The organism is Roseomonas mucosa ATCC BAA-692 (genome assembly GCF_000622225.1).
Lineage (GTDB): Bacteria > Pseudomonadota > Alphaproteobacteria > Acetobacterales > Acetobacteraceae > Roseomonas > Roseomonas mucosa.
Genome location: NZ_JHWD01000003.1, coordinates 149,124 through 169,792 on the forward strand (window position 1 = coordinate 149,124; position 20,669 = coordinate 169,792).

Annotated in this window: 16 protein-coding genes and 2 tRNA genes; 8 read left to right on the forward strand and 10 right to left on the reverse strand. The window is 70.6% G+C overall.

Annotation, left to right across the window (positions count from 1 at the left end; translation table 11 throughout):
- Positions 1 to 6 precede the first annotated feature (6 nt).
- Positions 7 to 348 (reverse strand): tRNA-binding protein, encoded by a 342-nt coding sequence (locus BT98_RS0105510; protein WP_019459889.1) that lies wholly within the window; start codon positions 346 to 348, stop codon positions 7 to 9.
- A 214-nt stretch (positions 349 to 562) separates the two neighbouring features.
- Between BT98_RS0105510 and ggt the strand changes: the two genes are divergently transcribed.
- Positions 563 to 2,116, forward strand: coding sequence for a gamma-glutamyltransferase (gene ggt, locus BT98_RS0105515; protein ID WP_051004737.1), 1,554 nt, complete (start codon positions 563 to 565; stop codon positions 2,114 to 2,116).
- A 63-nt stretch (positions 2,117 to 2,179) separates the two neighbouring features.
- Here ggt and BT98_RS0105520 read toward each other — a convergent pair whose 3' ends face one another.
- Positions 2,180 to 3,475, reverse strand: a complete 1,296-nt coding sequence (locus BT98_RS0105520; protein WP_019459887.1) for a sugar MFS transporter — start codon at positions 3,473 to 3,475, stop codon at positions 2,180 to 2,182.
- A 182-nt stretch (positions 3,476 to 3,657) separates the two neighbouring features.
- On the opposite strand from BT98_RS0105520, the gene BT98_RS0105525 reads away from it, so the two are divergent.
- Positions 3,658 to 4,155 carry an O-acetyl-ADP-ribose deacetylase gene (locus BT98_RS0105525; RefSeq protein ID WP_314209542.1) on the forward strand — a complete coding sequence of 166 codons (498 nt, stop codon included), beginning with the start codon at positions 3,658 to 3,660 and terminating at the stop codon, positions 4,153 to 4,155.
- A 13-nt stretch (positions 4,156 to 4,168) separates the two neighbouring features.
- Here the strand turns inward: BT98_RS0105525 and BT98_RS0105530 are convergent, their stop codons facing one another.
- Positions 4,169 to 4,414 (reverse strand): Lrp/AsnC ligand binding domain-containing protein, encoded by a 246-nt coding sequence (locus tag BT98_RS0105530; RefSeq protein WP_019459885.1) that lies wholly within the window; start codon positions 4,412 to 4,414, stop codon positions 4,169 to 4,171.
- Between the two features lie 230 nt (positions 4,415 to 4,644).
- Between BT98_RS0105530 and BT98_RS0105535 the strand changes: the two genes are divergently transcribed.
- Positions 4,645 to 6,246, forward strand: a complete 1,602-nt coding sequence (locus tag BT98_RS0105535) for an ABC transporter substrate-binding protein (protein ID WP_019459884.1) — start codon at positions 4,645 to 4,647, stop codon at positions 6,244 to 6,246.
- 60 nt (positions 6,247 to 6,306) lie between these two features.
- Here BT98_RS0105535 and BT98_RS0105540 read toward each other — a convergent pair whose 3' ends face one another.
- From BT98_RS0105540 to BT98_RS0105575, 7 genes are all read right to left on the reverse strand, one after another.
- A complete protein-coding gene (locus BT98_RS0105540; protein ID WP_019459883.1) occupies positions 6,307 to 7,707 on the reverse strand; it encodes an MFS transporter in 1,401 nt (466 codons plus the stop codon).
- A 179-nt stretch (positions 7,708 to 7,886) separates the two neighbouring features.
- The gene (locus BT98_RS0105550; RefSeq protein WP_019459881.1) at positions 7,887 to 9,674 is read right to left on the reverse strand and encodes a gamma-glutamyltransferase family protein; all 1,788 of its coding nucleotides are present in this window, start codon (positions 9,672 to 9,674) and stop codon (positions 7,887 to 7,889) included.
- Positions 9,675 to 9,735: 61 nt separating this feature from the next.
- Positions 9,736 to 10,431, reverse strand: a complete 696-nt coding sequence (locus BT98_RS0105555) for a DUF1045 domain-containing protein (RefSeq protein WP_019459880.1) — start codon at positions 10,429 to 10,431, stop codon at positions 9,736 to 9,738.
- Positions 10,428 to 11,588: an alpha-D-ribose 1-methylphosphonate 5-triphosphate diphosphatase gene (locus tag BT98_RS0105560; RefSeq protein WP_026032988.1), complete on the reverse strand. Its 1,161-nt coding sequence runs from the start codon at positions 11,586 to 11,588 to the stop codon at positions 10,428 to 10,430. The genes BT98_RS0105555 and BT98_RS0105560 overlap by 4 nt, the downstream gene beginning before the upstream one ends.
- 94 nt (positions 11,589 to 11,682) lie before the next feature.
- Positions 11,683 to 12,243 (reverse strand): flavin reductase family protein, encoded by a 561-nt coding sequence (locus tag BT98_RS0105565; protein ID WP_019459878.1) that lies wholly within the window; start codon positions 12,241 to 12,243, stop codon positions 11,683 to 11,685.
- A gap of 232 nt (positions 12,244 to 12,475) precedes the next feature.
- Positions 12,476 to 12,551: transfer RNA gene (locus BT98_RS0105570), tRNA-Asn, on the reverse strand.
- A 170-nt stretch (positions 12,552 to 12,721) separates the two neighbouring features.
- Positions 12,722 to 12,795, reverse strand: a tRNA-Cys gene (locus BT98_RS0105575).
- A 145-nt stretch (positions 12,796 to 12,940) separates the two neighbouring features.
- Here BT98_RS0105575 and BT98_RS0105580 point away from each other — a divergent pair.
- The 5 genes from BT98_RS0105580 to ilvD all read left to right on the forward strand — a co-directional run bounded on the left by BT98_RS0105580 (position 12,941) and on the right by ilvD (position 20,635).
- On the forward strand, positions 12,941 to 13,597 hold the full coding sequence (locus BT98_RS0105580; protein ID WP_019459877.1) for a protein-L-isoaspartate O-methyltransferase family protein: 657 nt from the start codon (positions 12,941 to 12,943) through the stop codon (positions 13,595 to 13,597).
- A gap of 283 nt (positions 13,598 to 13,880) precedes the next feature.
- Positions 13,881 to 15,269 carry a TolC family outer membrane protein gene (locus BT98_RS0105585; RefSeq protein WP_019459876.1) on the forward strand — a complete coding sequence of 463 codons (1,389 nt, stop codon included), beginning with the start codon at positions 13,881 to 13,883 and terminating at the stop codon, positions 15,267 to 15,269.
- Positions 15,270 to 15,271: 2 nt separating this feature from the next.
- Positions 15,272 to 15,946, forward strand: a complete 675-nt coding sequence (locus BT98_RS0105590; protein ID WP_019459875.1) for a DUF2497 domain-containing protein — start codon at positions 15,272 to 15,274, stop codon at positions 15,944 to 15,946.
- An 84-nt stretch (positions 15,947 to 16,030) separates the two neighbouring features.
- Positions 16,031 to 18,727 carry a valine--tRNA ligase gene (locus tag BT98_RS0105595; RefSeq protein ID WP_019459874.1) on the forward strand — a complete coding sequence of 899 codons (2,697 nt, stop codon included), beginning with the start codon at positions 16,031 to 16,033 and terminating at the stop codon, positions 18,725 to 18,727.
- A 189-nt stretch (positions 18,728 to 18,916) separates the two neighbouring features.
- Positions 18,917 to 20,635 (forward strand): dihydroxy-acid dehydratase, encoded by a 1,719-nt coding sequence (gene ilvD, locus BT98_RS0105605; RefSeq protein WP_019459873.1) that lies wholly within the window; start codon positions 18,917 to 18,919, stop codon positions 20,633 to 20,635.
- Positions 20,636 to 20,669: the final 34 nt, after the last annotated feature.

A 20,669-nucleotide genomic window follows, 5' to 3' on the forward strand; every position in this document is an offset into this window, starting at 1 on the left:
GGTTCCTCAGAACATGCGGGCGCCATCCGGCACGGGCGTGTCGGGGCGCAGGAGAACGACATCGCCGTTTTCGTCCGGCACGCCGAGCACGAGAACCTCGCTGGCGAAGCCGCCGATACGGCGGGGCGGGAAGTTGACGACGGCGATGACCTGGCGCCCGGCCAGGCCATGGGGATCGTAGTTCACGGTGATCTGGGCGGAGCTCTGCCTGATCCCGAGCTCCGGGCCGAAATCGACCCAGAGCTTGATCGCGGGCCTGCGGGCTTCCGGAAAGGCTTCCGCCCGGGCGATGGTGCCGGTGCGTATGTCGAGCTTCGTGAAGTCTTCGATCGTCGCCGTTGCGTCCATGCCCCCGTGCCTAGCCGAGCCTGCCCGGCAGCGGAAGAGGCCGCGGCACGCGGCCTGCATGGTTGCCGTCGCGCGGGGGCCGTGCCAGCGTCCGCCGCGACATGCGCGGCCGCATCCCGGCGGCCCGACGCCAGGCTCGTTGCCAGGAGCATTCCCCGCCGTGAACCGTGACTTCCACCGCCCCGGCCGCAGCCCGGCCATCGCCACCCATGGGATGGCGGCCACCTCGATGCCCGCCGCCACGCTGGCGGCGGTCGATATCCTGCGGGCGGGCGGCAATGCGATGGACGCGGCCATCGCCGCGGCGGCGGTGCTGGCGGTGATCGAGCCGCAGAGCACGGGAATCGGCGGCGACTGCTTCTGCCTCTACGCCCCGGCCGGCACCGGCAAGGTGGTGGCGCTGAACGGTTCGGGCCGCGCCCCGGCCGGTGCGACGCCGGAGGCGTTGCGCGCCACCGGGCTGACGGCGATGGTCAACACCTCGGCCCATTCGGTGACGGTGCCGGGCGCGGTCTCGGCCTGGGACCTGCTGTCCCGCACGCATGGGAAGCTGGGGCTGGACGCGGTGCTGCAACCGGCGATCCGGTGGGCGGAGGAAGGCCATCCGGTCACGCCGCGCGTGGCGCATGACTGGGAGCTCGCCGCCGAGAAGCTGCGGAAGCACCCGGCCACGGCCCGGCGCTTCCTGAAGGACGGCCAGCCCTATGGCGTCGGCGACGTGTTCCGCCAGCCGGAGCTGGCGGAGACGCTGCGGGCGATCGCGAAGCAGGGTGCGGCCGGCTTCTACACCGGTGCCGTGGCGGCCGACATGGTCTCCACCCTGCGCGAGGCGGGCGGCACGCATACGGAGGAGGATTTCGCCGCCGGGCAGGCGGTGGCCGAGTTCGTCGAGCCGATCCGCACGGAATGGCGCGGCATGGAGGTCTACCAGTGCCCGCCCAACGGCTCCGGCATGCTGGTGCTGATGCTGCTGAACATCCTGGGCGGCTTCGAGGCCCCGCCGGGCGGCCCGCTTTCCGCCGAACGCATGCACCGCCATATCGAGGCGGCGCGCTTCGCCTATCGCGACCGTGACGCCTTCCTCGCCGATCCCTCCCAGGCCGAGGTGCCGGTCGGGCACCTGACCTCGCGGGCCTATGCCGACGCGATCCGGGCGCAGATCCGCGACGACCGCGCCCTGCCGGAACTGCCCCCGCCGGGCGAGGCGGACTGGGCGAGGCACAAGGACACCGTCTATCTCTGCGTGGTGGACAAGGACGGCAATGCCTGCTCCTTCATCAACTCGCTCTTCGAGGGCTTCGGCTCCGGCATCCTGGCGGAGCGGAGCGGCGTGATGCTGCAGAACCGGGGCTTCGGCTTCCGGCTCCAGGAGGGGCACCCGAACTGCATCGCGCCGCGCAAGCGCCCCATGCACACGATCATTCCCGGCATGGTGATGAAGGACGGCCGCGCGCTCATGCCCTATGGCGTGATGGGCGGCCATTTCCAGCCGATGGGCCAGACGCTCTTCCTCGCCAACCACTTCGAGTTCGGCCTGAACCCGCAGGAGGCGCTGGACCTGCCGCGCCTCTTCCCGCTGGGCGGCAAGGTGCAGGTGGAGCGGGGCATTCCCATGGAGCTGGTGGAGAAGCTGCAGCGCATGGGCCATTCCTGCTGCCCGATCCACAGTCCGCATGGCGGCGGCCAGGCGATCCTGATCGACCACGAGCGCGGCGTGCTGATCGGCGCCTCCGACCCGCGCAAGGATGGCATCGCCCTGGGTTACTGAGGCCGGGCGAGGGGTGATGCGGAACCCGGGGGAGGGCGCGCCCTTTCCCCCGGGCCGTCCGGTTCAGTGCGCCGTGGCGACGGCGTCGCGCCTCCGGGCGGATGCCCCGGCCCGGGTCATCAGCCCGGTGACCGAGAAGATCGCGATTCCGGCATAGCAGGCGGCCGGGACCAGGAAGGCGATGCTCAGCCCGGCATGGTCGGCGAGCAGGCCGGTTGCCAGCGGCACGACCGCGCCGCCCACGATGGCCATGCAGAGCAGGCCGGAGGTCGCGGCCGGCGGGGCGGAGGAGCGCTCCAGCGTCAGGGTGAAGATCGTCGGGAACATCACCGCGTTGAACAGCCCGATCGACAGGGCGCAGACCGCCGCCGGCAGGCCCGTGCTGCCGCTGACCGCGACGCAGAGCAGCCCGGCCACCGCCGCGACGGCGGCCAGCAGCTTGCCCGCCTCGACCCGGCTCAGCACGGCGCTGCCGATGAAGCGGCCGACCATGGCGCCGCCCCAGTAGAGAGAGAGCAGGTGCCCGGCCGTGGCCGCCGGGGCGTTCAGGATCTGCGGCTGTTCCAGCAGGTTGATCATGGCGGCGCCGATCGAGACCTCCGCCCCGACATAGAGGAAGAGCGCCACCGCGCCGAAGATGGCCCAGGCGGAGCGGAAGGCCTGGGCCACCGAGCCGCCCTGGTCCTCATCCGCCCCGCCGCCATGGCGCTCCAGCTGGCGCCGCATGGCCCAGATCAGGGCGGCCAGCAGGGCGATCCCCGCGGCGATGCCCAGGAACTGCGTGTCGATCCGGCGGAGCGACTGGGCGACCTGCTCGGTGGTCGGGCCGGTGGCGCCGTCGCCCAGCGCGAAGACGCCGCCGCTCAGCAGCAGGGCGGAACCGACCAGGGGGCCGGCCACCGTACCCAGGGAGTTGAAGGCCTGGGACAAGGTCAGGCGGCGATGCGAATCCTCCGGCCGGCCGAGATGGGCGCAGAGCGGATTGGCCGAGACCTGTAGGATGGTGATGCCGCAGGCCAGCACGAAGAGGCTGGCCAGCACCAGGCTGTAATGGCCGAGCGAGGTGGCGAGCGGCATGCCCAGGCAGGCCAGGATCATGATGCCCAGGCTGAGCACGATGGAGCGTGGGTAGCCCAGCCGCCCGACCAGCAGCGCGGCCGGCAGGGACACGATGCCATAGGCCAGGAAGAAGGCGAACTGCGTGAGCATCGCCTCGGTGAAGCTGAGCGAGAAGACCGAGCGCACCATCGGCACCAGCGTGTCGATGATCGAGGTCGCGAAACCCCAGGCGAAGAAGAGCGTCGTGACGGAGGCCAGGGCGGGCAGGCTGCTGCCCTGGGCCGGAGGGGCTGTTCTCATGCGCGGTCTTTCCGTTCGCGCCGCCGGAGGGAAAAGGCGTGGCGGAGCATCATGTGCTCGCCTGCCCCGGCGCTCTTTGCAGTGCAACAAAAATCATCGCCAAGTGGCGGAAATTGACACATCCGGCGGGCCGGTCACCGCCGCGGTTCCCGGTTCCGGGAAGACACGACAGGAGGCGAGACATGGCTATGCAGGCGGAACAGACGGACATCACCACCCTGGCGGTCGATGCCATCGTGAACGCGGCCAACAGGGCCCTGGCCGGCGGCGGCGGGGTTGACGGGGCGATCCACCGCGCCGCCGGGCCGGAGCTGGTCCGCGCCTCGCGGGCGCTGGCACCTTGTCCGACCGGGGAGGCGCGGATCACACCCGGCTTCCGCCTGCCGGCGCGGCATGTGATCCATACGGTTGGGCCGGTCTGGCATGGTGGCGGCTCGGGCGAGGCGGAGTTGCTGGCCGCCTGCTACCGGAACTCGATCGCCCTGTTGCGGCAGGCGGGTGGCCGGAGCATCGCCTTCCCGGCGATCTCCACCGGCATCTACGGCTATCCGCCGGGCCCGGCGGCGCGGATCGCCGTGGCCACCGTGCGCCAGGCGCTGGAGGACGGGGATCTGGAGGTGATCTTCGCCTGTTTCGATGCGGCGACGCTGGACCTCTATCGCCGCGAACTGGGTGGCTGAGGCCGCGCGGGCCTCAGGCCGAGAAAGCGTTGAAGGTCTGGATCGTGTAGGTGTCCTTCACCCCCGGCACGGTCTGCACGCGCTCCACCACGAAGAGGCCGATATCCTGGCCGGGTTCGAGATAGAACTTTCCCAGCAGGTCGTACTGGCCGGAGGTCGAGTGCATCTCCGAAAGCTCCGGGATGCCGTCCACCATCTCCCGCGCCACGCGGTAGGACAGTCCCATCTCGCATTTGATCATCACAAAGATCGCGCGCATCGCATCCTCCGTCGCGCGGGAAGATGAACGCCATGGCACGGCGCGGGAAGGGCGGAGGCGAGGAAAAACCGATTGCTCGTGTCCAGGACAGTTGACCCTGGTTTGGGCATGGTGGCCGGAAACCATCCGGTAACGCCTTGTCTATGGGCATTTCCCTGCGGTTGGTCTATGTCCTGCCGGTGACTGCCCCGTCGTTGGGCAGTTTTCCGTTCCGCGAGGAAAGAAGAGCAATGCAGCGTCGGGATCTTCTGAAGGGCACGGGGGTGGCCGTGGCCACGGCCATGCTCGCCACGCCGCATGTCGTGCGCGCCCAGGGCAGCGGCGGGAGCAGGACGCTCCGTTTCGTGCCCCAGGCCGACCTGCCGAACCTCGATGCCGTGGCCGGCACCCAGCTCGTGGTGCGCAACGGCGCGCTGATGGTCTTCGACATGCTCTACGGCCTTGGCGCGGATTTGCAGCCGAAGCCGCAGATGTGCGAGGGGCACGAGGTCGCGGACGGCTTCAGGACCTGGACCTTCCGCCTCCGTCCCGGCCTGAAGTTCCATGACGGGGAGCCGGTGCGCAGCGCCGATGTGGTGGCCAGCGTCAACCGCTGGATGGTCCGTGACACGATGGGCCAGATGATCAAGGCCCGGCTGGACGCGCTGGAGGCGGTGGACGACCGCACCTTCCGCTTCCGTCTGAACAAGCCCTTCCCGAAGCTGCTCTTCGCCCTGGGCAAGAGCAACACGCCGCTGCTGGTGATCATGCCGGAGCGGATCGCGAAGACCGATCCGTTCCAGCAGATCAAGGAATATGTCGGCTCCGGCCCCTTCCGCTTCAAACGTGACGAGTGGATGGCCGGGTCGAAGGCGGTCTTCGAGCGCAGCCCCGACTACCAGCCGCGCGAGGAACCGTCCGACTGGCTGGCGGGCGGCAAGAAGGTGCTGCTGGACCGCGTGGAATGGATCACCATGCCCGACCCCGGCACCGCCGCCGGCGCCTTGCAGAGCGGCGAGATCGACTGGTGGGAGAACCCGATTGCCGACCTCGTGCCGGTGCTCAAGGGCGCGCGGGGGCTGAGCGTCGGGATCGCCGATCCGCTCGGCAACATCGGCGCCATGCGAATCAACCACCTGCAGCCGCCCTTCGACGACGTGCGCGTGCGCCACGCCCTCCAGATGGCGGTGGACCAGGAGGACTACATGCGCGCCATCGTCGGCGACGACGAGGCGCTGTGGAAGCGCCTGCCGAGCTTCTTCACCCCCGGCACGCCGCTCTACACCGAGGCCGGGGCGGAGCGGCTGAAGGGGCCGCGCCAGATCGAGGCGGCGAGGAAGCTGATCGCCGAGGCGGGCCATGCCGGGGCCAAGGTGACGATGCTGGTCGCCTCCGACGTGCCGATCACCAAGGCCCAGGGCGACGTGACGGCGGAGGTGCTGAAGAAGCTGGGCTTCCAGGTGGACTACCAGGCGCTGGACTGGGGCACGGTCGGCTCCCGCCGCACCAGCAAGGCGCCGCCGTCGCAGGGCGGCTGGAACATCTTCTTCTCCTGGCATTCCGGCGTCGATTGCATCAACCCGGCTCCCTACAAGGGCATCGATGCCAGCGGCGACAGCGCCTGGTTCGGCTGGCCGAAGTCGGACAAGGTGCAGGCGGATATCGCGCGCTGGTTCGACGCGCCGGACCTCGCCACGGAGAAGGTGGCGATGGATGCCATCAATGCCGGCTCCATGGACCTCGTGACCTATGTCCCGACCGGCTTCTTCCTGGGCTATTCCGCTTGGCAGAGTGGGTTGAAGGGTGTGGCCAAGGCGCCGTTCCCGCTCTTCTGGGGCGTGAGCAAGGCCTGAACACAGGAAGAGGGCCGGCGGATCACTCCGCCGGCCCTCTTCCGTCCTGGCCGGATCGCTTCAGCCCTTGGCCAGGGTCGCGTTGATCGACTGCAGCCGCAGTTCGTCGTAGCGGCCCTTCTCCACTGGCTGGGCATTCGCCTGTCCCAGGTCGTTCATGTGGATCCGGTAGGTCTCGCGCGCGGTACAGGCGGCGATGGCCGCGATGGCGGTGATGCCCAGGGTGACCGCCCCGATGGTCAGCGGGATATTGGGCGAACCCGGCGGCGCGATGGCGGCGAAGAGCGCCGGCAGCAGCGCGGTGATGGTGGTGCCGATGTTCTGTGAGATCGCCATCGCCGAGACGCGGGTGCGGGTCGGAAAGAGCTCCGGAAAGAAGCTCGGGAAGATGGCGTTGTAGCCCTGGTAGACCAGGCCCCACATCAACAGCGACATGACGATCGCCATCGGCACGTTGTGGATGCTGATGGCATAGAGGTAGCCGAAGGACAGCAGCCCGGCGCCGAGCGAGCCGATGAGGATCGGCGGACGGCGGCCGATCCGGTCGGACAGGTTGCCGACGAAGGGGATCACCAGTACGGCCAGGATGTTCCCGAGCACCGGGATCCAGAGATAGACATCCGCGTGGAAGCCGATCCCGTAGGCGGCCTGCACCGCATAGGCGCCGCCGAAGACCGTGGCCACGACCGGGACCACGTTCATCAGCGCCATGCAGACGACGCGGATCATATCGGGCCAGCTCTCGCGGAAGGCCTCCTTGATCGGCGCGCGCGGCGGGCCGCTCCTGTTCTCCTCCTCGGTGAAGGCAGGGGTTTCCTCGACCTCGCGGCGGATGATGAAGCCGGCCACGATCACGAAGAAGCTGAGCAGGAAGGGGATGCGCCAGCCCCAGCTCTGGAAGGCTTCGGCCGGCATGTAATGGGCGAGCGGCAGGAACACGGCGGCGGCCAGGATCTGCCCCGCCTGCACGCCCTGCAGGGTGAAGCTGCCGTAGAAGCCACGGCGGCCGAAGGGCGCGTGCTCCAGGATCATGGAACTGGCGCCCGAGATCTCGCCCGCCACGGCGAAGCCCTGGACGAGGCGCAGGATCACCAGCAGCACCGGGGCCAGGATGCCGACCTGATGATAGGTGGGCAGGATGCCGACCAGCATGGTCGAGATGCCCATCAGGAACATGCAGAAGATCAGGACGCGCTTGCGGCCGATGGTGTCGCCCATGTGGCCGAGCACGAAGGCACCGATCGGGCGCGCGACATAGCCGACACCATAGGTGGCGAGCGAGGCGACGATGGCCACGGTGGGGTTGCCGGCTGGAAAGAAGATCTGCGGAAAGATCAGCGCCGCGGCGGTGGCATAGATGAAGAAGTCATAATATTCGAGCGCAGAGCCGATCCAGCCGCTGGCCGCGGCCTTCTTGGATTGGTGCCGGGCATGCGGCTCGTGTTCTGTAGGCCCGCTCATTCTTGTTTCCTCTCGGCTGATCCTTCGTTCATGGCCCTGGACGATCCGGCGGATGCGGCGTCGCAGCGGCGCATGGTGACGGAAGCCGTGCTCGCCTATCTTCGCTCCGACGCGGCGCGGGGATAGGGCGCCAGGATCCAGCCGCCCTTGCACCCGGCCGGGACGCGCCAGGGGAGCCGTCAGCGGCCGACCGCGTAGCCCTGCATGCCGCGCGGATTCGCGCCGGCCAGGATCTGCCCGTCCGGCTCGCGGCGGACGGCGCTGAGCCGCCCCTCCGACCAGTCCGGCCCGACCTCCACCCTGTGCCCGCGCGCCGTCAGCGCCGCCGCGACCGAGGCGTCGTAGCGGCCTTCCAGCACCACCTTCCCCGGGCGCGCACCGCGCGGCCAGAAGGAGGAGACCCAGTGCTCCGTGTGGAAGGCCGGCGCGTCGATCGCCTGCTGGATGTTCAGCCCGTGATGCAGCATCCGCAGCAGCATGATCGGCTGCCACTGGTCCTGCTGCTCCCCGCCCGGCGTGCCGAAGCTCATCCACGCCTTGCCGTCGCGCAGCGCCATGGAGGGCGAGAGGGTGGTGCGCGGCCGCTTGCCCGGCCGCAGCCCGTTCGGCAGCGTTTCGTCCAGCCAGAACATCTGCCCGCGCGTGCCGAGGCAGAAGCCCAGCTCCGGGATGGCGGGGGAGGATTGCAGCCATCCGCCCGAAGGCGTGGCCGAGACCATGTTGCCCCAGCGGTCCACCACATCGACATGGCAGGTGTCGCCGCCCGAGGCGCCGAGGCGCGAGACGGTCGGCTCGCCCCCGCCCAGCGCCTCGTGCGCCGCCTCGGCGCGGGCCACGGCGGCGGCGTAGTCGGTGCGCGGCGCGATCCCGTCCGGCGAGCCGGGGCGGAAATCAAGCGACGCCCCGGCCCCGATCAGCGCCCGGCGCGCGGCATTGTAGGGTTCGGAGAGCAGCGTCTCCATCGGCACCGCGGCGAAGTCCGGGTCGCCGTAGAAGGCCTCGCGGTCGGCGAAGGCGAGCTTCATCGCCTCCACCACCAGATGCACGAATTCCTCGCCGGTGGCCTCGGTGGCATCCAGGTCAAAGCCGCGCAGCAGGGCGAGGGTCTGCAGCAGGGTCGGCCCCTGGCTCCAGGCGCCGCATTTCAGGACGCGCACATCGCCGTAGTCCAGGGCGAGGGGCGCCTCCACCGGGGCGCGCCACTTCGCCATGTCCTGCCCGGTCAGCACGCCCCTGTTGCGGCGGCCGGAGGCATCCAGCACCTCGGTCCCGCGCACGAAGCGGTCGATCGCCTCGGCCACGAAGCCCTCGTACCAGGCGCGGCGGGCGGCATCGATCTGCGCCACGCGGTCCGGGCCGGCGGCCTCGGCCTCTCGCACCACGCGCCGGTAGGTCTCGCCCAGCATCGGGTTCGCCCAGAGCCGGCCCGGCTTCGGCCCGCCGTCGCGCAGCCAGAGCGCAGCGCTGGTCGGCCATTCCTGCTCGAAGAGCGGCCGCATGGTCTGCACCGTGGCGCAGATGCGCGGCACGTAGTGGATGCCGCGCATGGCATAGCCGATGGCGAATTCCAGCACCTCGCCGATCCGCCAGGTGCCGTGGTCGCGCAGCATGGTGGCCCAGGCATCGAAGGCGCCCGGCACCATGGCCGGCAGGAGACCCGTACCGGGGATCAGGTCCAGCCCCAGCGAATCCCGCACCAGCGCCACATCCAGTGCCGCCGGGGCCACGCCCTGGCCGCAGATCACGCTCTGCGTGCTGGTGGCGGCATCGTGGACGATGATCGGGCAGTCGCCGAGCGGGCCGTTCAGGTGCGGCTCGGCGATCTGCAGCGTGAAGCCGGCAGCCGCGCCGGCGTCGAAGGCGTTGCCGCCCCGCTCCAGCACGGCCATGCCGACCTGGCTCGCGATCCAGTGCGTGCTGGCGACGGCACCGAAGGTGCCGGCGATCTCGGGGCGTGTGGTGAACATGGCCCCGAGTCATAGACCCGCGCCCCGCGCCGCGTCAGCAGGGATGGGGCACGAAATCGCCTCAGCCGAGCAGCGGCAGCCGCTCCGCGATCAGGAAGGGCGCGCCGGGCGCGCGCTGGGTGAAGATGCAGAGCTCCCGCACCGGGCGCGGGCGGGCCGGAACATCGCCCAGATGGCCTTCCAGCAGCGGACGGACCAGGGCCACCTCCGGCTCCGAGAGGCGCCGGGACAGGGTGACGTGGAACTTCCAGTCCCCGAAGACATCCGGATAGCCCCAGCGTTCCAGATGCGCGCGGCGCCGCGGCTCCAGCCGTTCCGGGCGTCGGCGGGCGATCTCGGCCTCGTTCAGCGGGGCGCGGAAGCGGTCCAGCGCTTCGACGCAGGCATCGCAGAAGCCCTGGAGCGTCGCCGAGGGCTGCGATTCCCGCAGCGCCAGGAAGCCGCCGAAATTCTCCAGCGCCAGCGGCGGCAGGGTGAAGGGGCGCAGGTGCGCCGCCAGCGCCATCGCCCCCTCTCGGAACTCCGCATAGGGGGTGGCGAGGCGGAAGGGTGCCTTCAGCGTGGCGTGCAGGCCGTAGAGCCGCGCATCCGCCGTCGCCTCGGCCAGGTCGAAGCCCGGGACAGGCGGCTGTTCCAGCGTGGCCCCGGTTTCCGGGTCGCGCCCGAGCCAGGAGGCGCCGAGGCGGTGCAGCGGGTCGTCGCGCTCGGGCGCCCAGTAGAGGGCGACACGGGCGGTCTCGGCGGAAGGCGGCGTCACGCGATGCGCTCCCCGGCCAACCAAACCGAGCGCACCATGGGCAGCGCGGTGCCCGCCGGCGCGAGCGAAGCGGGCAGGGGGCGCACCCGCACCATGTCGGCCCGCAGCCCGGGCTCCAGCCTGCCGCGGTCGTCCAGCAGCGCCATGCGGGCGGGGTTGGCGGTGACCAGGGCGATCGCGGCGGGGAGGCTGATGCCTTCCCCCAGGCCGAGCCGCCAGGCGGCCTCCAGCATGGCGGGGGGCACGTAGTCGCTGGCGATGCAGTCCGCCAGCCCTTCGCGCACCAGGTCGATGGCCGCGACATTGCCGGAATGGCTGCCGCCGCGCACGAGGTTGGGAGCGCCCACGATGACGTCCATGCCATGCGCGCGGGCGGCGCGGGCGGCCTCATGGTTCACCGGGAACTCGCTGACCCGGATACCGTCCGCATGGTTCCGGGCGACCTCGGCGGCGCACCAGTCGTCATGCGCGGCCAGCGGAACCCGCCCGCCCAGCGTATCCAGAAGCGCGGCGCGGTTGCGGGCGGCATTCGCCGTGCGCAGCGCGGTCATCGCCTCGATATGCGCCTCGATCTCCGCGTCCTTCATCCCCTCCCGCCGCTTCATGGCGCGGTAGCGGTCCATGTCCACGAACTGGCCCACGCCGGGCACATGGTCCATCAGGCTGGCGAAGCGCAGCAGCGGATGGGAGGCGACCTCGGCCAGCAGCGAGTCCATGTCCGGAGCCGGCAACTCGCAGCGCAAATGCAGGAAGTGGTCGCATTTCAGCACGCCGGCCAGGCCGAGGGAGGCGAGGTCGGCCACCCCGTCCAGAAAGGTCCGGTGCCGCCCGCCGGTCGTGTTGATGTCGCCCACGCAGAGGGCGTCGAAGACCGTCGTCACCCCGGCGGCCGCGGTCTGCGCGTCGTGCGACAGCATGGCGGAGCGCGAGGGCCAGCGCGCCCCGGCGCGCGGCAGGACCTGGCGCTCCAGGTTGTCGGTGTGCAGGTCGATGATGCCGGGGATGAGGTGGTCGCCCTCCAGGTCCAGCGCGCCCGGCGCCTGGCTGCGGCCCGGGGCGATCTCCGCGATCAGCCCGTCGCGGAGGAGGATGGTGCCGTCGAGCAGGCAATCGGGCAGGACGAGGGTGGCATTGGTCAGGATTTGTTCGCGGAGCATGGCCGGATTCTGCATGACAGGCCCGGCCGCGCCAGCGCCGGGATCATGACAACACGAAGAAAACAGCTGCGAAAAGCGACCCGCCCGCGCCGGGTCAGAGCATCTCCGGCCGGAACAGCGGTCGGCGGCTGATGATCCGGCCCGACACCATGAAGACGCCGTCCCCCGTATAGTGCAGCGTTTCCGGATGCCGGGGGGAAGGGGCGACATGCGCCTTCACCACCTCGAAGACGAAGAGGTCGTATTTCCCGACCAGCGCGTCGTCGTGCAGCCGGCATTCGAAGCTGGCGTGGCATTCGCCGATCAGCGGCGCCCGGACTTCGCTGGCCGGCTCGGCGGTCAGGCCGAAGGCGGCGAACTTGTCGGTCCCCGCCCCGGAGCAGTTGCCGATCCCGACAACCTCGTCGGTGAGGCGGGTGGTGGGCAGGTTGACCACGCATTCGCCGCTCTCCCGGATCATCCGGTGGCTGTGGTTGCCGCGCGAGATCATGCAGGCGAGCAGGGAGGGCGAGAACTCCATGATCATGTGCCAGCCCAGGGTCATGATGTTGTCCCGCCCCTGCCAGTGGGAGGAGACGAGCACGATCGGGCCGGGTTCGAGGTAGCGGCGGACCCTGGCAGGCGGGAAAACCTCCTTCCGGACAGGCTTGGGCATGGCGGCTTCCTGGCTGCGTCCCGGACGGACCGGCCCTCCGGGGAGTGCCGGTTCAACAGCCACGCGCCGCATCCGTTGCGGGCGGTCCCTGGCGGTGCCGAGGGAGGAGGGCGCGGGGAAAGGTGGGGAGGTGCCGCGCGCCTGGGATGCCGAGGCAGCGAAAGCCGTGAGGCGTGCCCCGATCCGGGGAAGTTTCCCGCACCGCCGCCGCATCAGGATGTAAGGAGAAAGATGGCTCCCCGAGTTGGACTCGAACCAACGACCTAGCGATTAACAGTCGCGTGCTCTACCAGCTGAGCTATCGGGGATCGCCGTGGTGGGGCTCATCTATCCGAGGGCGGCGGGGCCCGCAAGACAGGGGGGACAGATTTTTTCAAACAACCCGGAAATCGCCGGAATACCTGCCCAACGCTTCGCGCAAACCAGCAGGAATCACGCCCAGTGGGCTGATTTTCCGGTATTCAGGATGGAAGGGGTGTGGAGGCTCCGGGCGGAATCGAACCGCCGTACACGGTTTTGCAGACCGCTCCCTGACCACTCGGGCACGGAGCCACGCCGCCCATCTACGGGGCGGGCACCGTCCTGTCCAGGGGGTGGGGGCGGTAAGCTGATACATTCGCGGCTGTAGGCTTGGCCACATGCACCCGCCGACCTATAAGCGGCGGCACAGACGACCAGCAGGGGGTCCGGAAGCGGCATGGATTACGTCGAGGCGCGCCGTTACATGGTGGATGGGCAGGTCCGCCCCAACAAGGTGACCGACGCGCGGTTGCTGGACGCCATGCTGACACTGCCGCGCGAGCGCTTCGTGCCACAGGGCATGGCGGACCGTGCCATGGTGGATGGCGACCTGCCGCTCGGCGAGGGCCGCTTCCTGATGCAGCCGATGGCCCTGGCGCGGCTGGTCCAGCTTCTGAACCCGCGGGCGGGGGAGCGCGTGCTGGTGGTCGCCGCCGGCACGGGCTACGGCGCCGCGGTCCTGGCCGAGATGGGGGCCGAGGTCGTCGCGCTGGAATCCGATGTGCGCCTGATCGACATCGCGCGCCACGCCCTGGGCGGGCTGCCCGTATTGTGCCTGCGGCTGGAGCGGGGCGATCTCGCCGCCGGCTGGCCCGAGGCCGCGCCCTATGATGCCATCCTCATCGAAGGGGCGGTGCCCCAGGTGCCGGAGGCCATCTCCTCGCAGCTCGCCGAGGGCGGGCGACTCGTGACCGTGCTGCGGCCCGAGGGCCAGGCCGGCCGTGCTGTGCTCGGCCGCCGCACCGGCGGCGCCTTCTCCGCCGTGCCCGCCTTCGACTGCCAGACGGAGCGGCTGCCCGGCTTTTTCGCGCCCGCCGGATTCGTCTTCGCCTGACGGCAGGGGCCGTTTGGCCCGGCGGCGGGCGCCCGGGGGGACCCCCGCCGGGAAGCCCGCCGGAGATCCCCGCCCGGACCGGGCCCGCCAGGCGGGGCCGGTTCACCGCCCGCCAGGGCCCGCCGGCCTTCCCGCCGATCCCCGCCGCCGCCCGTCCGCGACCATCCCTGCGGATGACGGCTCTTCTGGCCATGGGAAGGCAGGGCGGTCTAGGCTCCGGCGAAACCATCCCTCGAGACCTGGGCGCCCGGCCTTCGGGCCCGCGCAAGGAGTTCCGGTGCCGATGTCACGACGCCTCACCCTCGCTCTCGCCACCGCCCTCGCCCTTCCCGCCGCGGCCAAGGCACAGTCGCTGCAGGAAGCCCTGGCGCAGACCTATGCCAACAACCCGACGCTGCAGACGGCCCGCGCTCAGTTGCGCGTGGTGGACGAGAACGTGCCGCAGGCCCTGGCGGGCTGGCGGCCCACCGTGTCCCTGAGCGGCGCCGCCGGCTATGTCGAGGGCACGGCCCGGACCCGGCAGAACGACGTCTCCTACTACAGCCGTGTCACCCGCGACACGATGACCCTGGCGGCGACGGCGACGCAGCCGATCTATCGCGGCGGCCGCACCGTGGCCTCCACCCGCCGGGCGGAGAACCAGGTCCTGGCGCAGCGCGCCCGGCTCCTGGCCACGGAGCAGCAGGTGCTGCAGCAGGCGGTCAACGCCTATGTCAACATGATCCTCTATTCCGAGGAACTGCGCCTGAACATCAACAACGTTCAGGTGCTGCAGCGCCAGCTCGACGCGACCAACGAGCGCTTCCGGGTCGGCGAGATCACCCGCACCGACGTCGCTCAGGCAGAATCGCGGCTTTCCGCGGCGCGCGCCAACCGTGCCACGGCGGAAGGCCAGTTGCAGAGCGCGCGGGCGGTGTTCCAGCAGGTCATCGGCATGGTGCCGAACCGGCTGACCGCGCCGCAGCCGCTGAAGGCGCCGGTGCGCTCCTCGCAGGAGGCGAGCCAGATGGCCGCCGTCAACAACCCGAATGTCGTGGCCTCGCTGTTCGACGAGGCCGCGGGGCGCGACTTCATCGACGTGCAGATGTCGGCGCTGCTGCCCCAGGCGAGCGTGCAGGCCCAGGGCTACCGCGCCGACAATTCCAATGCCGACGGCACGCGCTTCACGGGCGGGCAGTTCACCGCCAACGTCACCGTGCCGCTGTACCAGGGCGGGTCGGAATACGCGACCGTGCGCGCGGCGCGGCAGGATGCCTCGCGGCTGCGGCAGGTGGTGGACGACCAGCGCCGCACGGCCAGCCAGCAGGCCACCTCCGCCTGGGAAACGCTGGTGAGCAACCGTGCCACCGTCGAGGGCAACCGCGCCGCCATCCGCGCCGCCGAGATCGCGCTGGACGGCGTGCAGCGCGAGGCCGTGGTTGGCAGCCGCACCACACTGGACGTGCTGAACCAGGAGCAGGAGCTGCTGAACAACCGCGTGGCGCTGGTGCAGGCGCTGGCGAGCAACGTGACCTCTTCCTACTCTCTTGCGGCGGCGGTGGGGCGGCTGACGGCGAAGGACCTGGCCCTGCCGGTGCAGATCTATGACATGACGGCCTATTACAAGGCGGTGCGCGACCGCTGGATCGGCCTGGGCGACTACACCCCGGTCGCCGCCACGACGGAACGGTGAGCATGTCCGGATCGCAGGGCCCCGCCGGCCAGGACCCCAACATGGAGGACATCCTGGCCTCCATCCGCCGCATCCTGAACGAGGACGAGCCCACCGCCGCTGCCCCCGCCGCGCCGGGAGCGGCGGCCATGCCCGGCACCGCCGCCCTGTCGCCCCACCCGGCGCCCCACATGACACCCCGCCCGGCACCACAGGTTCCGGCGGCGTTCCCGCCCGCCAGGGGGGAGACGGCGGCGCTGCCGGGCTCGACGCCCCTGACCTCGAGCCCGGCGCCGCAGCACGCCGATGATCCGTCGGAGGAGGCGCCGCCCGCGCCCGGCCCCGCACCGGCGCCCGCCGCCGAACCCCTGACCCTGACCGAGGCGATGATGGTCGCACCCGAGGCCCCGTCCGGCCCGCCCCCCGTGGCACCGTCACCCGATGCGGTGCCGTCCAACGGCTCGCTGCTGGCGCCCTCCACGGCCGCCGCCGCCGCCGCGGCGCTGAGCGAGCTGGCCCGCGCCGTGGCGGCCGAGCAGAAGAGCGTCATCTCCCGCAACGGCCCGAGCATCGAGGACGTGGTGCGCGAGGAGGTTCGGCCGCTGGTGAAGAACTGGCTGGATGCCCATCTGCCGGGGATGGTGGAGCGCATGGTGCGTGCCGAGATCGAGCGGGTGCTCGGCCGCCCGGCCTCCTGAGGCCGGGGTGCGGAAGGGTGTTCTGATCCGGACGCAACCCTTCCGCACTTGACGTTCGGGCGTCTCCCGGCACAGGGATGCGCCATGCTCGAAAAGACCCTGACGCCCGCCGATTTCGAGGCGAAGCTCTACGAAGGCTGGGAAAGCTCCGGGGCCTTCTCCGCCCGTCCGGACAGCCCGGCCCAGCCTTTCACGATCATGATCCCGCCGCCCAACGTCACGGGCAGCCTCCATATCGGCCATGCCCTGACCTTCACGGTGCAGGACATGCTGATCCGCTGGCGCCGGATGCAGGGGCGGGACACGCTGTGGCAGCCCGGCACCGACCATGCCGGCATCGCCACCCAGATGGTGGTGGAGCGCCTGCTCGGCACCCAGGGCCTCAAGCGGCGCGAGATCGGGCGCGAGGCCTTCACCCAGCATGTCTGGGAATGGAAGGCGCAGTCCGGCGGTACCATCACCCGGCAGCTCCGCCGGCTCGGCGCCAGCCTGGACTGGCCGCGCGAGCGCTTCACCATGGACGAGGGCCTGTCCGAAGCCGTGCGCGAGGTCTTCGTCACCCTGCACGAGCAGGGGCTGATCTACCGCGACCGGCGGCTGGTGAACTGGGACCCGGTCTTCCAGTCCTCCATCTCCGACCTGGAGGTGGAGAGCCGCGAGGTGAAGGGACATCTCTGGCACCTGCGGTATCCGGTGGAGGGACAGCCCGGCCGCTTCCTGACTGTGGCGACCACGCGGCCCGAGACGATGCTGGGTGACACTGCCGTGGCGGTGCATCCGGAAGACGAACGCTACCGCGACCTCGTCGGCAAGCATGTGATCCTGCCGCTGACGGGGCGGCGGATCCCGGTGGTGGCGGACGAGTATTCCGACCCGGAGAAGGGCACCGGCGCGGTGAAGATCACCCCGGGCCATGACTTCAACGACTTCGCGGTTGGCAAGCGGCATGGCCTCGCTTCTCTCTCGGTGCTGGATGCCGAGGCGCGGGTGACGCTCGACGAGATCGGGGGCGAGCTCGCCGCGGCCGAGGGCATCGCCGACCCGGCTTTCGTGCGCTCGCTGGCGGGGCTGGACCGCTTCAAGGCACGCGAGGCCATCGTCGCCGAGATGGAACGGCTGGAGCTGCTGGAGAAGATCGAGCCGCATACCCATGCCGTGCCGCATGGCGACCGTTCCGGCGTGCCGATCGAGCCGCGCCTGACGATGCAGTGGTACTGCGACGCGGCGACGCTGGCGAAGCCCGCCATCGCCGCGGTCGAGGACGGGCGCATGCAGTTCGTCCCCAGGCAGTGGGAGAACACCTTCTTCGCCTGGATGCGGGAGATCGAGCCCTGGTGCATCTCGCGCCAGCTCTGGTGGGGCCACCGCATCCCCGCCTGGTACGGGCCAGACGGCACCGCCTTCGTGGCGCGCGACGAGGCCGGGGCGCAGGCGCAGGCCCGCGCCCATTACGGGCGGGACGAGGCGCTGACCCGCGACGAGGACGTGCTCGACACCTGGTTCTCCTCGGCGCTCTGGCCCTTCTCCACGCTGGGCTGGCCGAAGCGGACGCCGGAGCTCGCGCGCTACTACCCGACCGACGTGCTGGTGACGGGCTTCGACATCATCTTCTTCTGGGTCGCCCGGATGATGATGATGGGCCTGCACTTCATGGGCGACGTGCCCTTCCGCACCATCTACATGCATGGGCTGGTCCGCGACGAGAAGGGCCAGAAGATGTCGAAGAGCAAGGGGAACGTGATCGATCCCCTGGAGCTGATCGACAGCTTCGGCGCCGACGCCGTGCGCTTCACCATCGCCGCGCTGGCCGGGCCGGGGCGTGACGTGAAGCTCGGGCGTTCGCGCGTGGAGAACGGCCGCTCCTTCATCACCAAGCTGTGGAACGCCGCGCGCTTCTGCGAGATGAACGGCATCCAGGCCGATCCCGGCTTCCTGCCGGAGGCCTGCGCCACGCCCCTGGCGCGCTGGGTGATCGACGCGGCGAACCTCGCGGTGCGGGAGGCGACGGCGGCGCTGCAGGCCTACCGCTTCGACGAATACGCCGCCGCGGTGCGCCGCTTTGCCTGGGACACCTTCTGCGACTGGTTCCTGGAATTCGCCAAGCCCGCGCTCGCCTCGGGCGACACGCCGGAGGCGCGCGAGGCCAGGGGCGCGGCGCAGCACGTGCTGGGCGTGCTGCTGCGTCTGATGCATCCGGTGGCGCCCTTCGTCACCGAGGAGCTGTGGCACAGGATGGGCTATGGCCCGGAGCTGAGCCTGATCCACACCGGCTGGCCGGAGCCGGTGCGCGTGAGCGAGCCCGAGGCGGCGCGCGAGGAGATGGATTGGCTGGTCGGGCTGATCTCCACGGTGCGCGGCGTGCGGGCCGAGATGAACGTACCGCCCAGCCAACGTTTCCCGCTGCTGGTGCAGGGGGCGGGGCCGGAGGTGCTGGCGCGCGGCCAGCGCTGGCTGGACACCATCGGCCGCATGGCACGGATCGAGGCGATCCAGCCGCTGGCCGGGGAGCCGCCGAAGGGCGTGGCGCAGGCGGTGCTGGGGGAGGCGACGATCATGCTGCCTCTGGCCGGCATCATCGACATCGATGCCGAGCGCGCGCGTCTGGCCAAGGAACGCGGCAAGGCCGAAGCGGAGGCGAGGAAGATCGCCGCCAAGCTCGACAACGCCGATTTCGTCGCCCGTGCCAAGCCGGAAGTGGTCGAGGAGAACCGCGAGCGCCTCGCCGCCGCCCAGGCGGAGATCGCCCGGCTGGAGGCCGCGCTGGGCCGCATCGCGGCCTGAGGGGTTGGGGCGCGCGCAAGGGGCTCCCCGGGGCCTCATCGCGCGCCTGTGCCCCGGCTGCTGCCGATTTGGGGTGGAGCGGAACCCCGCCTGCGGCGATCCTGCCTTTGCCATGACCGGAGCCGGGGGAGGCAGCCTCCAGCTGTTCCGGACCGGCGCCGGGGAAACGCAGGCCAAGGAAGCCGAAGAATGAGTGCTTGGGACAAGTCCCGCCTGCCCAGCCGCCATGTGACGGTGGGGCCGGAGCGCGCGCCGCATCGTTCCTACTACTACGCGATGGGCATGACCGAGGAAGAGATCGCCCAGCCGCTGGTGGGGGTCGCCACCTGCTGGAACGAGGCCGCGCCCTGCAACATCGCCCTGCATCGTCAGGCGCAGAGCGTGAAGGCCGGGGTGCGGGAGGCGCAGGGCACGCCGCGCGAGTTCACCACCATCACGGTGACCGACGGCATCGCCATGGGGCACCAGGGGATGAAGTCCTCGCTCGCCTCGCGCGACGCCATCGCCGACACGGTGGAGCTGACGGTGCGCGGGCATTGCTACGACGCACTGGTGGGGCTCGCGGGCTGCGACAAGTCGCTGCCGGGCATGATGATGGCGATGCTGCGGCTGAACGTGCCCAGCGTCTTCATGTATGGCGGCTCGATCCTGCCCGGCACCTACAAGGGCCGCGACGTGACCGTGGTCGATGTCTTCGAGGCGGTCGGCATGCATGCCGCCGGGCGCATGTCGGACGAGGAGCTGCACGCGCTGGAATGCGTCGCCTGCCCCAGCGCCGGGGCCTGCGGCGGGCAGTTCACCGCCAACACCATGGCCACGGTGAGCGAGGCGATCGGGTTGGCGCTGCCCGGCTCGGCCGGGGCGCCGGCGCCCTATGAGGACCGCGACCGCTGGGCGGTGGAATCGGGCCGAGCGGTGATGGAGCTGGTGCGCCGCAACCTTCGCCCGCGCGACATCGTCACGCTGAAATCGCTGGAGAACGCGGCGGTGGTGGTGGGTGCCACCGGCGGCTCGACCAATGCCGGGCTGCACCTGCCGGCCATCGCGCATGAGGCGGGCATCCGCTTCACCATGGACGACGTGGTCGCGATCATGCGCCGCACGCCCTATATCGCCGACCTGAAACCGGGCGGGAAGTACGTGGCGCTGGATGTTCACAAGGTCGGCGGCATCCCGGTGATCATCAAGGCGCTGCTCGATGCGGGACTGATGCATGGCGACTGCCTGACAGTGACGGGGAAGACGCTGGCGGAGAACCATGCGGATGTGGTCTTCCCGACCGACCAGGACGTGATCTACCCGGTGTCGAAGGCGATCACGCCTACCGGTGGCGTGGTCGGGCTGAAGGGCAACCTCGCGCCGGACGGTGCCATCGTGAAGGTGGCCGGGATGAAGAACCGCCGCTTCGAGGGCACGGCGCTCTGCTTCGACTGCGAGGAGGACGCCTTCGCCGCCGTGGACCAGCGCGCCTACAAGTCCGGCGACGTGATCGTCATCCGCTACGAGGGCCCGAAGGGCGGGCCGGGGATGCGGGAGATGCTTTCCACCACCGCCGCGATCTATGGCCAGGGCATGGGGGCGGAGGTGGCGCTGATCACCGACGGCCGCTTCTCCGGCGCCACGCGCGGCTTCTGCATCGGCCATGTCGGGCCGGAGGCAGCGGTGGGCGGGCCGATCGCGCTGCTGCGCAACGGCGACCGCATCGTGATCGACGCCGATGCCGGCACCATCGATGTGCTGCTGCCGGAGGAGGAACTCGCCGCGCGCAAGGCGGCCTGGAAGCCGCGCGGCACGGATTACAACAGTGGCGCGCTGTGGAAATACGCCCAGCTCGTCGGCCCGGCGCATCTGGGGGCGGTGACGCATCCGGGCGGCGCGGCGGAGACGCACTCCTACCCGGACCTCTGAGTCACGCTTTGAAACACCCCGCTGGCGACGGGGC

What these genes read in the sequence shown, in the direction of transcription:
- BT98_RS0105595 (WP_019459874.1), top strand. Translation starts at nt 16,031, where the DNA reads ATGCTCGAAAAGACCCTGACGCCCGCCGATTTCGAGGCGAAGCTCTAC.
- ggt (WP_051004737.1), top strand. Translation starts at nt 563, where the DNA reads ATGGCGGCCACCTCGATGCCCGCCGCCACGCTGGCGGCGGTCGATATC.
- BT98_RS0105525 (WP_314209542.1), top strand. Translation starts at nt 3,658, where the DNA reads ATGGCTATGCAGGCGGAACAGACGGACATCACCACCCTGGCGGTCGAT.
- BT98_RS0105580 (WP_019459877.1), top strand. Translation starts at nt 12,941, where the DNA reads ATGGATTACGTCGAGGCGCGCCGTTACATGGTGGATGGGCAGGTCCGC.
- BT98_RS0105565 (WP_019459878.1), bottom strand. Translation starts at nt 12,243, where the DNA reads ATGCCCAAGCCTGTCCGGAAGGAGGTTTTCCCGCCTGCCAGGGTCCGC.
- BT98_RS0105585 (WP_019459876.1), top strand. Translation starts at nt 13,881, where the DNA reads ATGTCACGACGCCTCACCCTCGCTCTCGCCACCGCCCTCGCCCTTCCC.
- BT98_RS0105535 (WP_019459884.1), top strand. Translation starts at nt 4,645, where the DNA reads ATGCAGCGTCGGGATCTTCTGAAGGGCACGGGGGTGGCCGTGGCCACG.
- BT98_RS0105540 (WP_019459883.1), bottom strand. Translation starts at nt 7,707, where the DNA reads ATGAGCGGGCCTACAGAACACGAGCCGCATGCCCGGCACCAATCCAAG.
- BT98_RS0105550 (WP_019459881.1), bottom strand. Translation starts at nt 9,674, where the DNA reads ATGTTCACCACACGCCCCGAGATCGCCGGCACCTTCGGTGCCGTCGCC.
- ilvD (WP_019459873.1), top strand. Translation starts at nt 18,917, where the DNA reads ATGAGTGCTTGGGACAAGTCCCGCCTGCCCAGCCGCCATGTGACGGTG.
- BT98_RS0105510 (WP_019459889.1), bottom strand. Translation starts at nt 348, where the DNA reads ATGGACGCAACGGCGACGATCGAAGACTTCACGAAGCTCGACATACGC.
- BT98_RS0105590 (WP_019459875.1), top strand. Translation starts at nt 15,272, where the DNA reads ATGTCCGGATCGCAGGGCCCCGCCGGCCAGGACCCCAACATGGAGGAC.
- BT98_RS0105530 (WP_019459885.1), bottom strand. Translation starts at nt 4,414, where the DNA reads ATGCGCGCGATCTTTGTGATGATCAAATGCGAGATGGGACTGTCCTAC.
- BT98_RS0105520 (WP_019459887.1), bottom strand. Translation starts at nt 3,475, where the DNA reads ATGAGAACAGCCCCTCCGGCCCAGGGCAGCAGCCTGCCCGCCCTGGCC.
- BT98_RS0105560 (WP_026032988.1), bottom strand. Translation starts at nt 11,588, where the DNA reads ATGCTCCGCGAACAAATCCTGACCAATGCCACCCTCGTCCTGCCCGAT.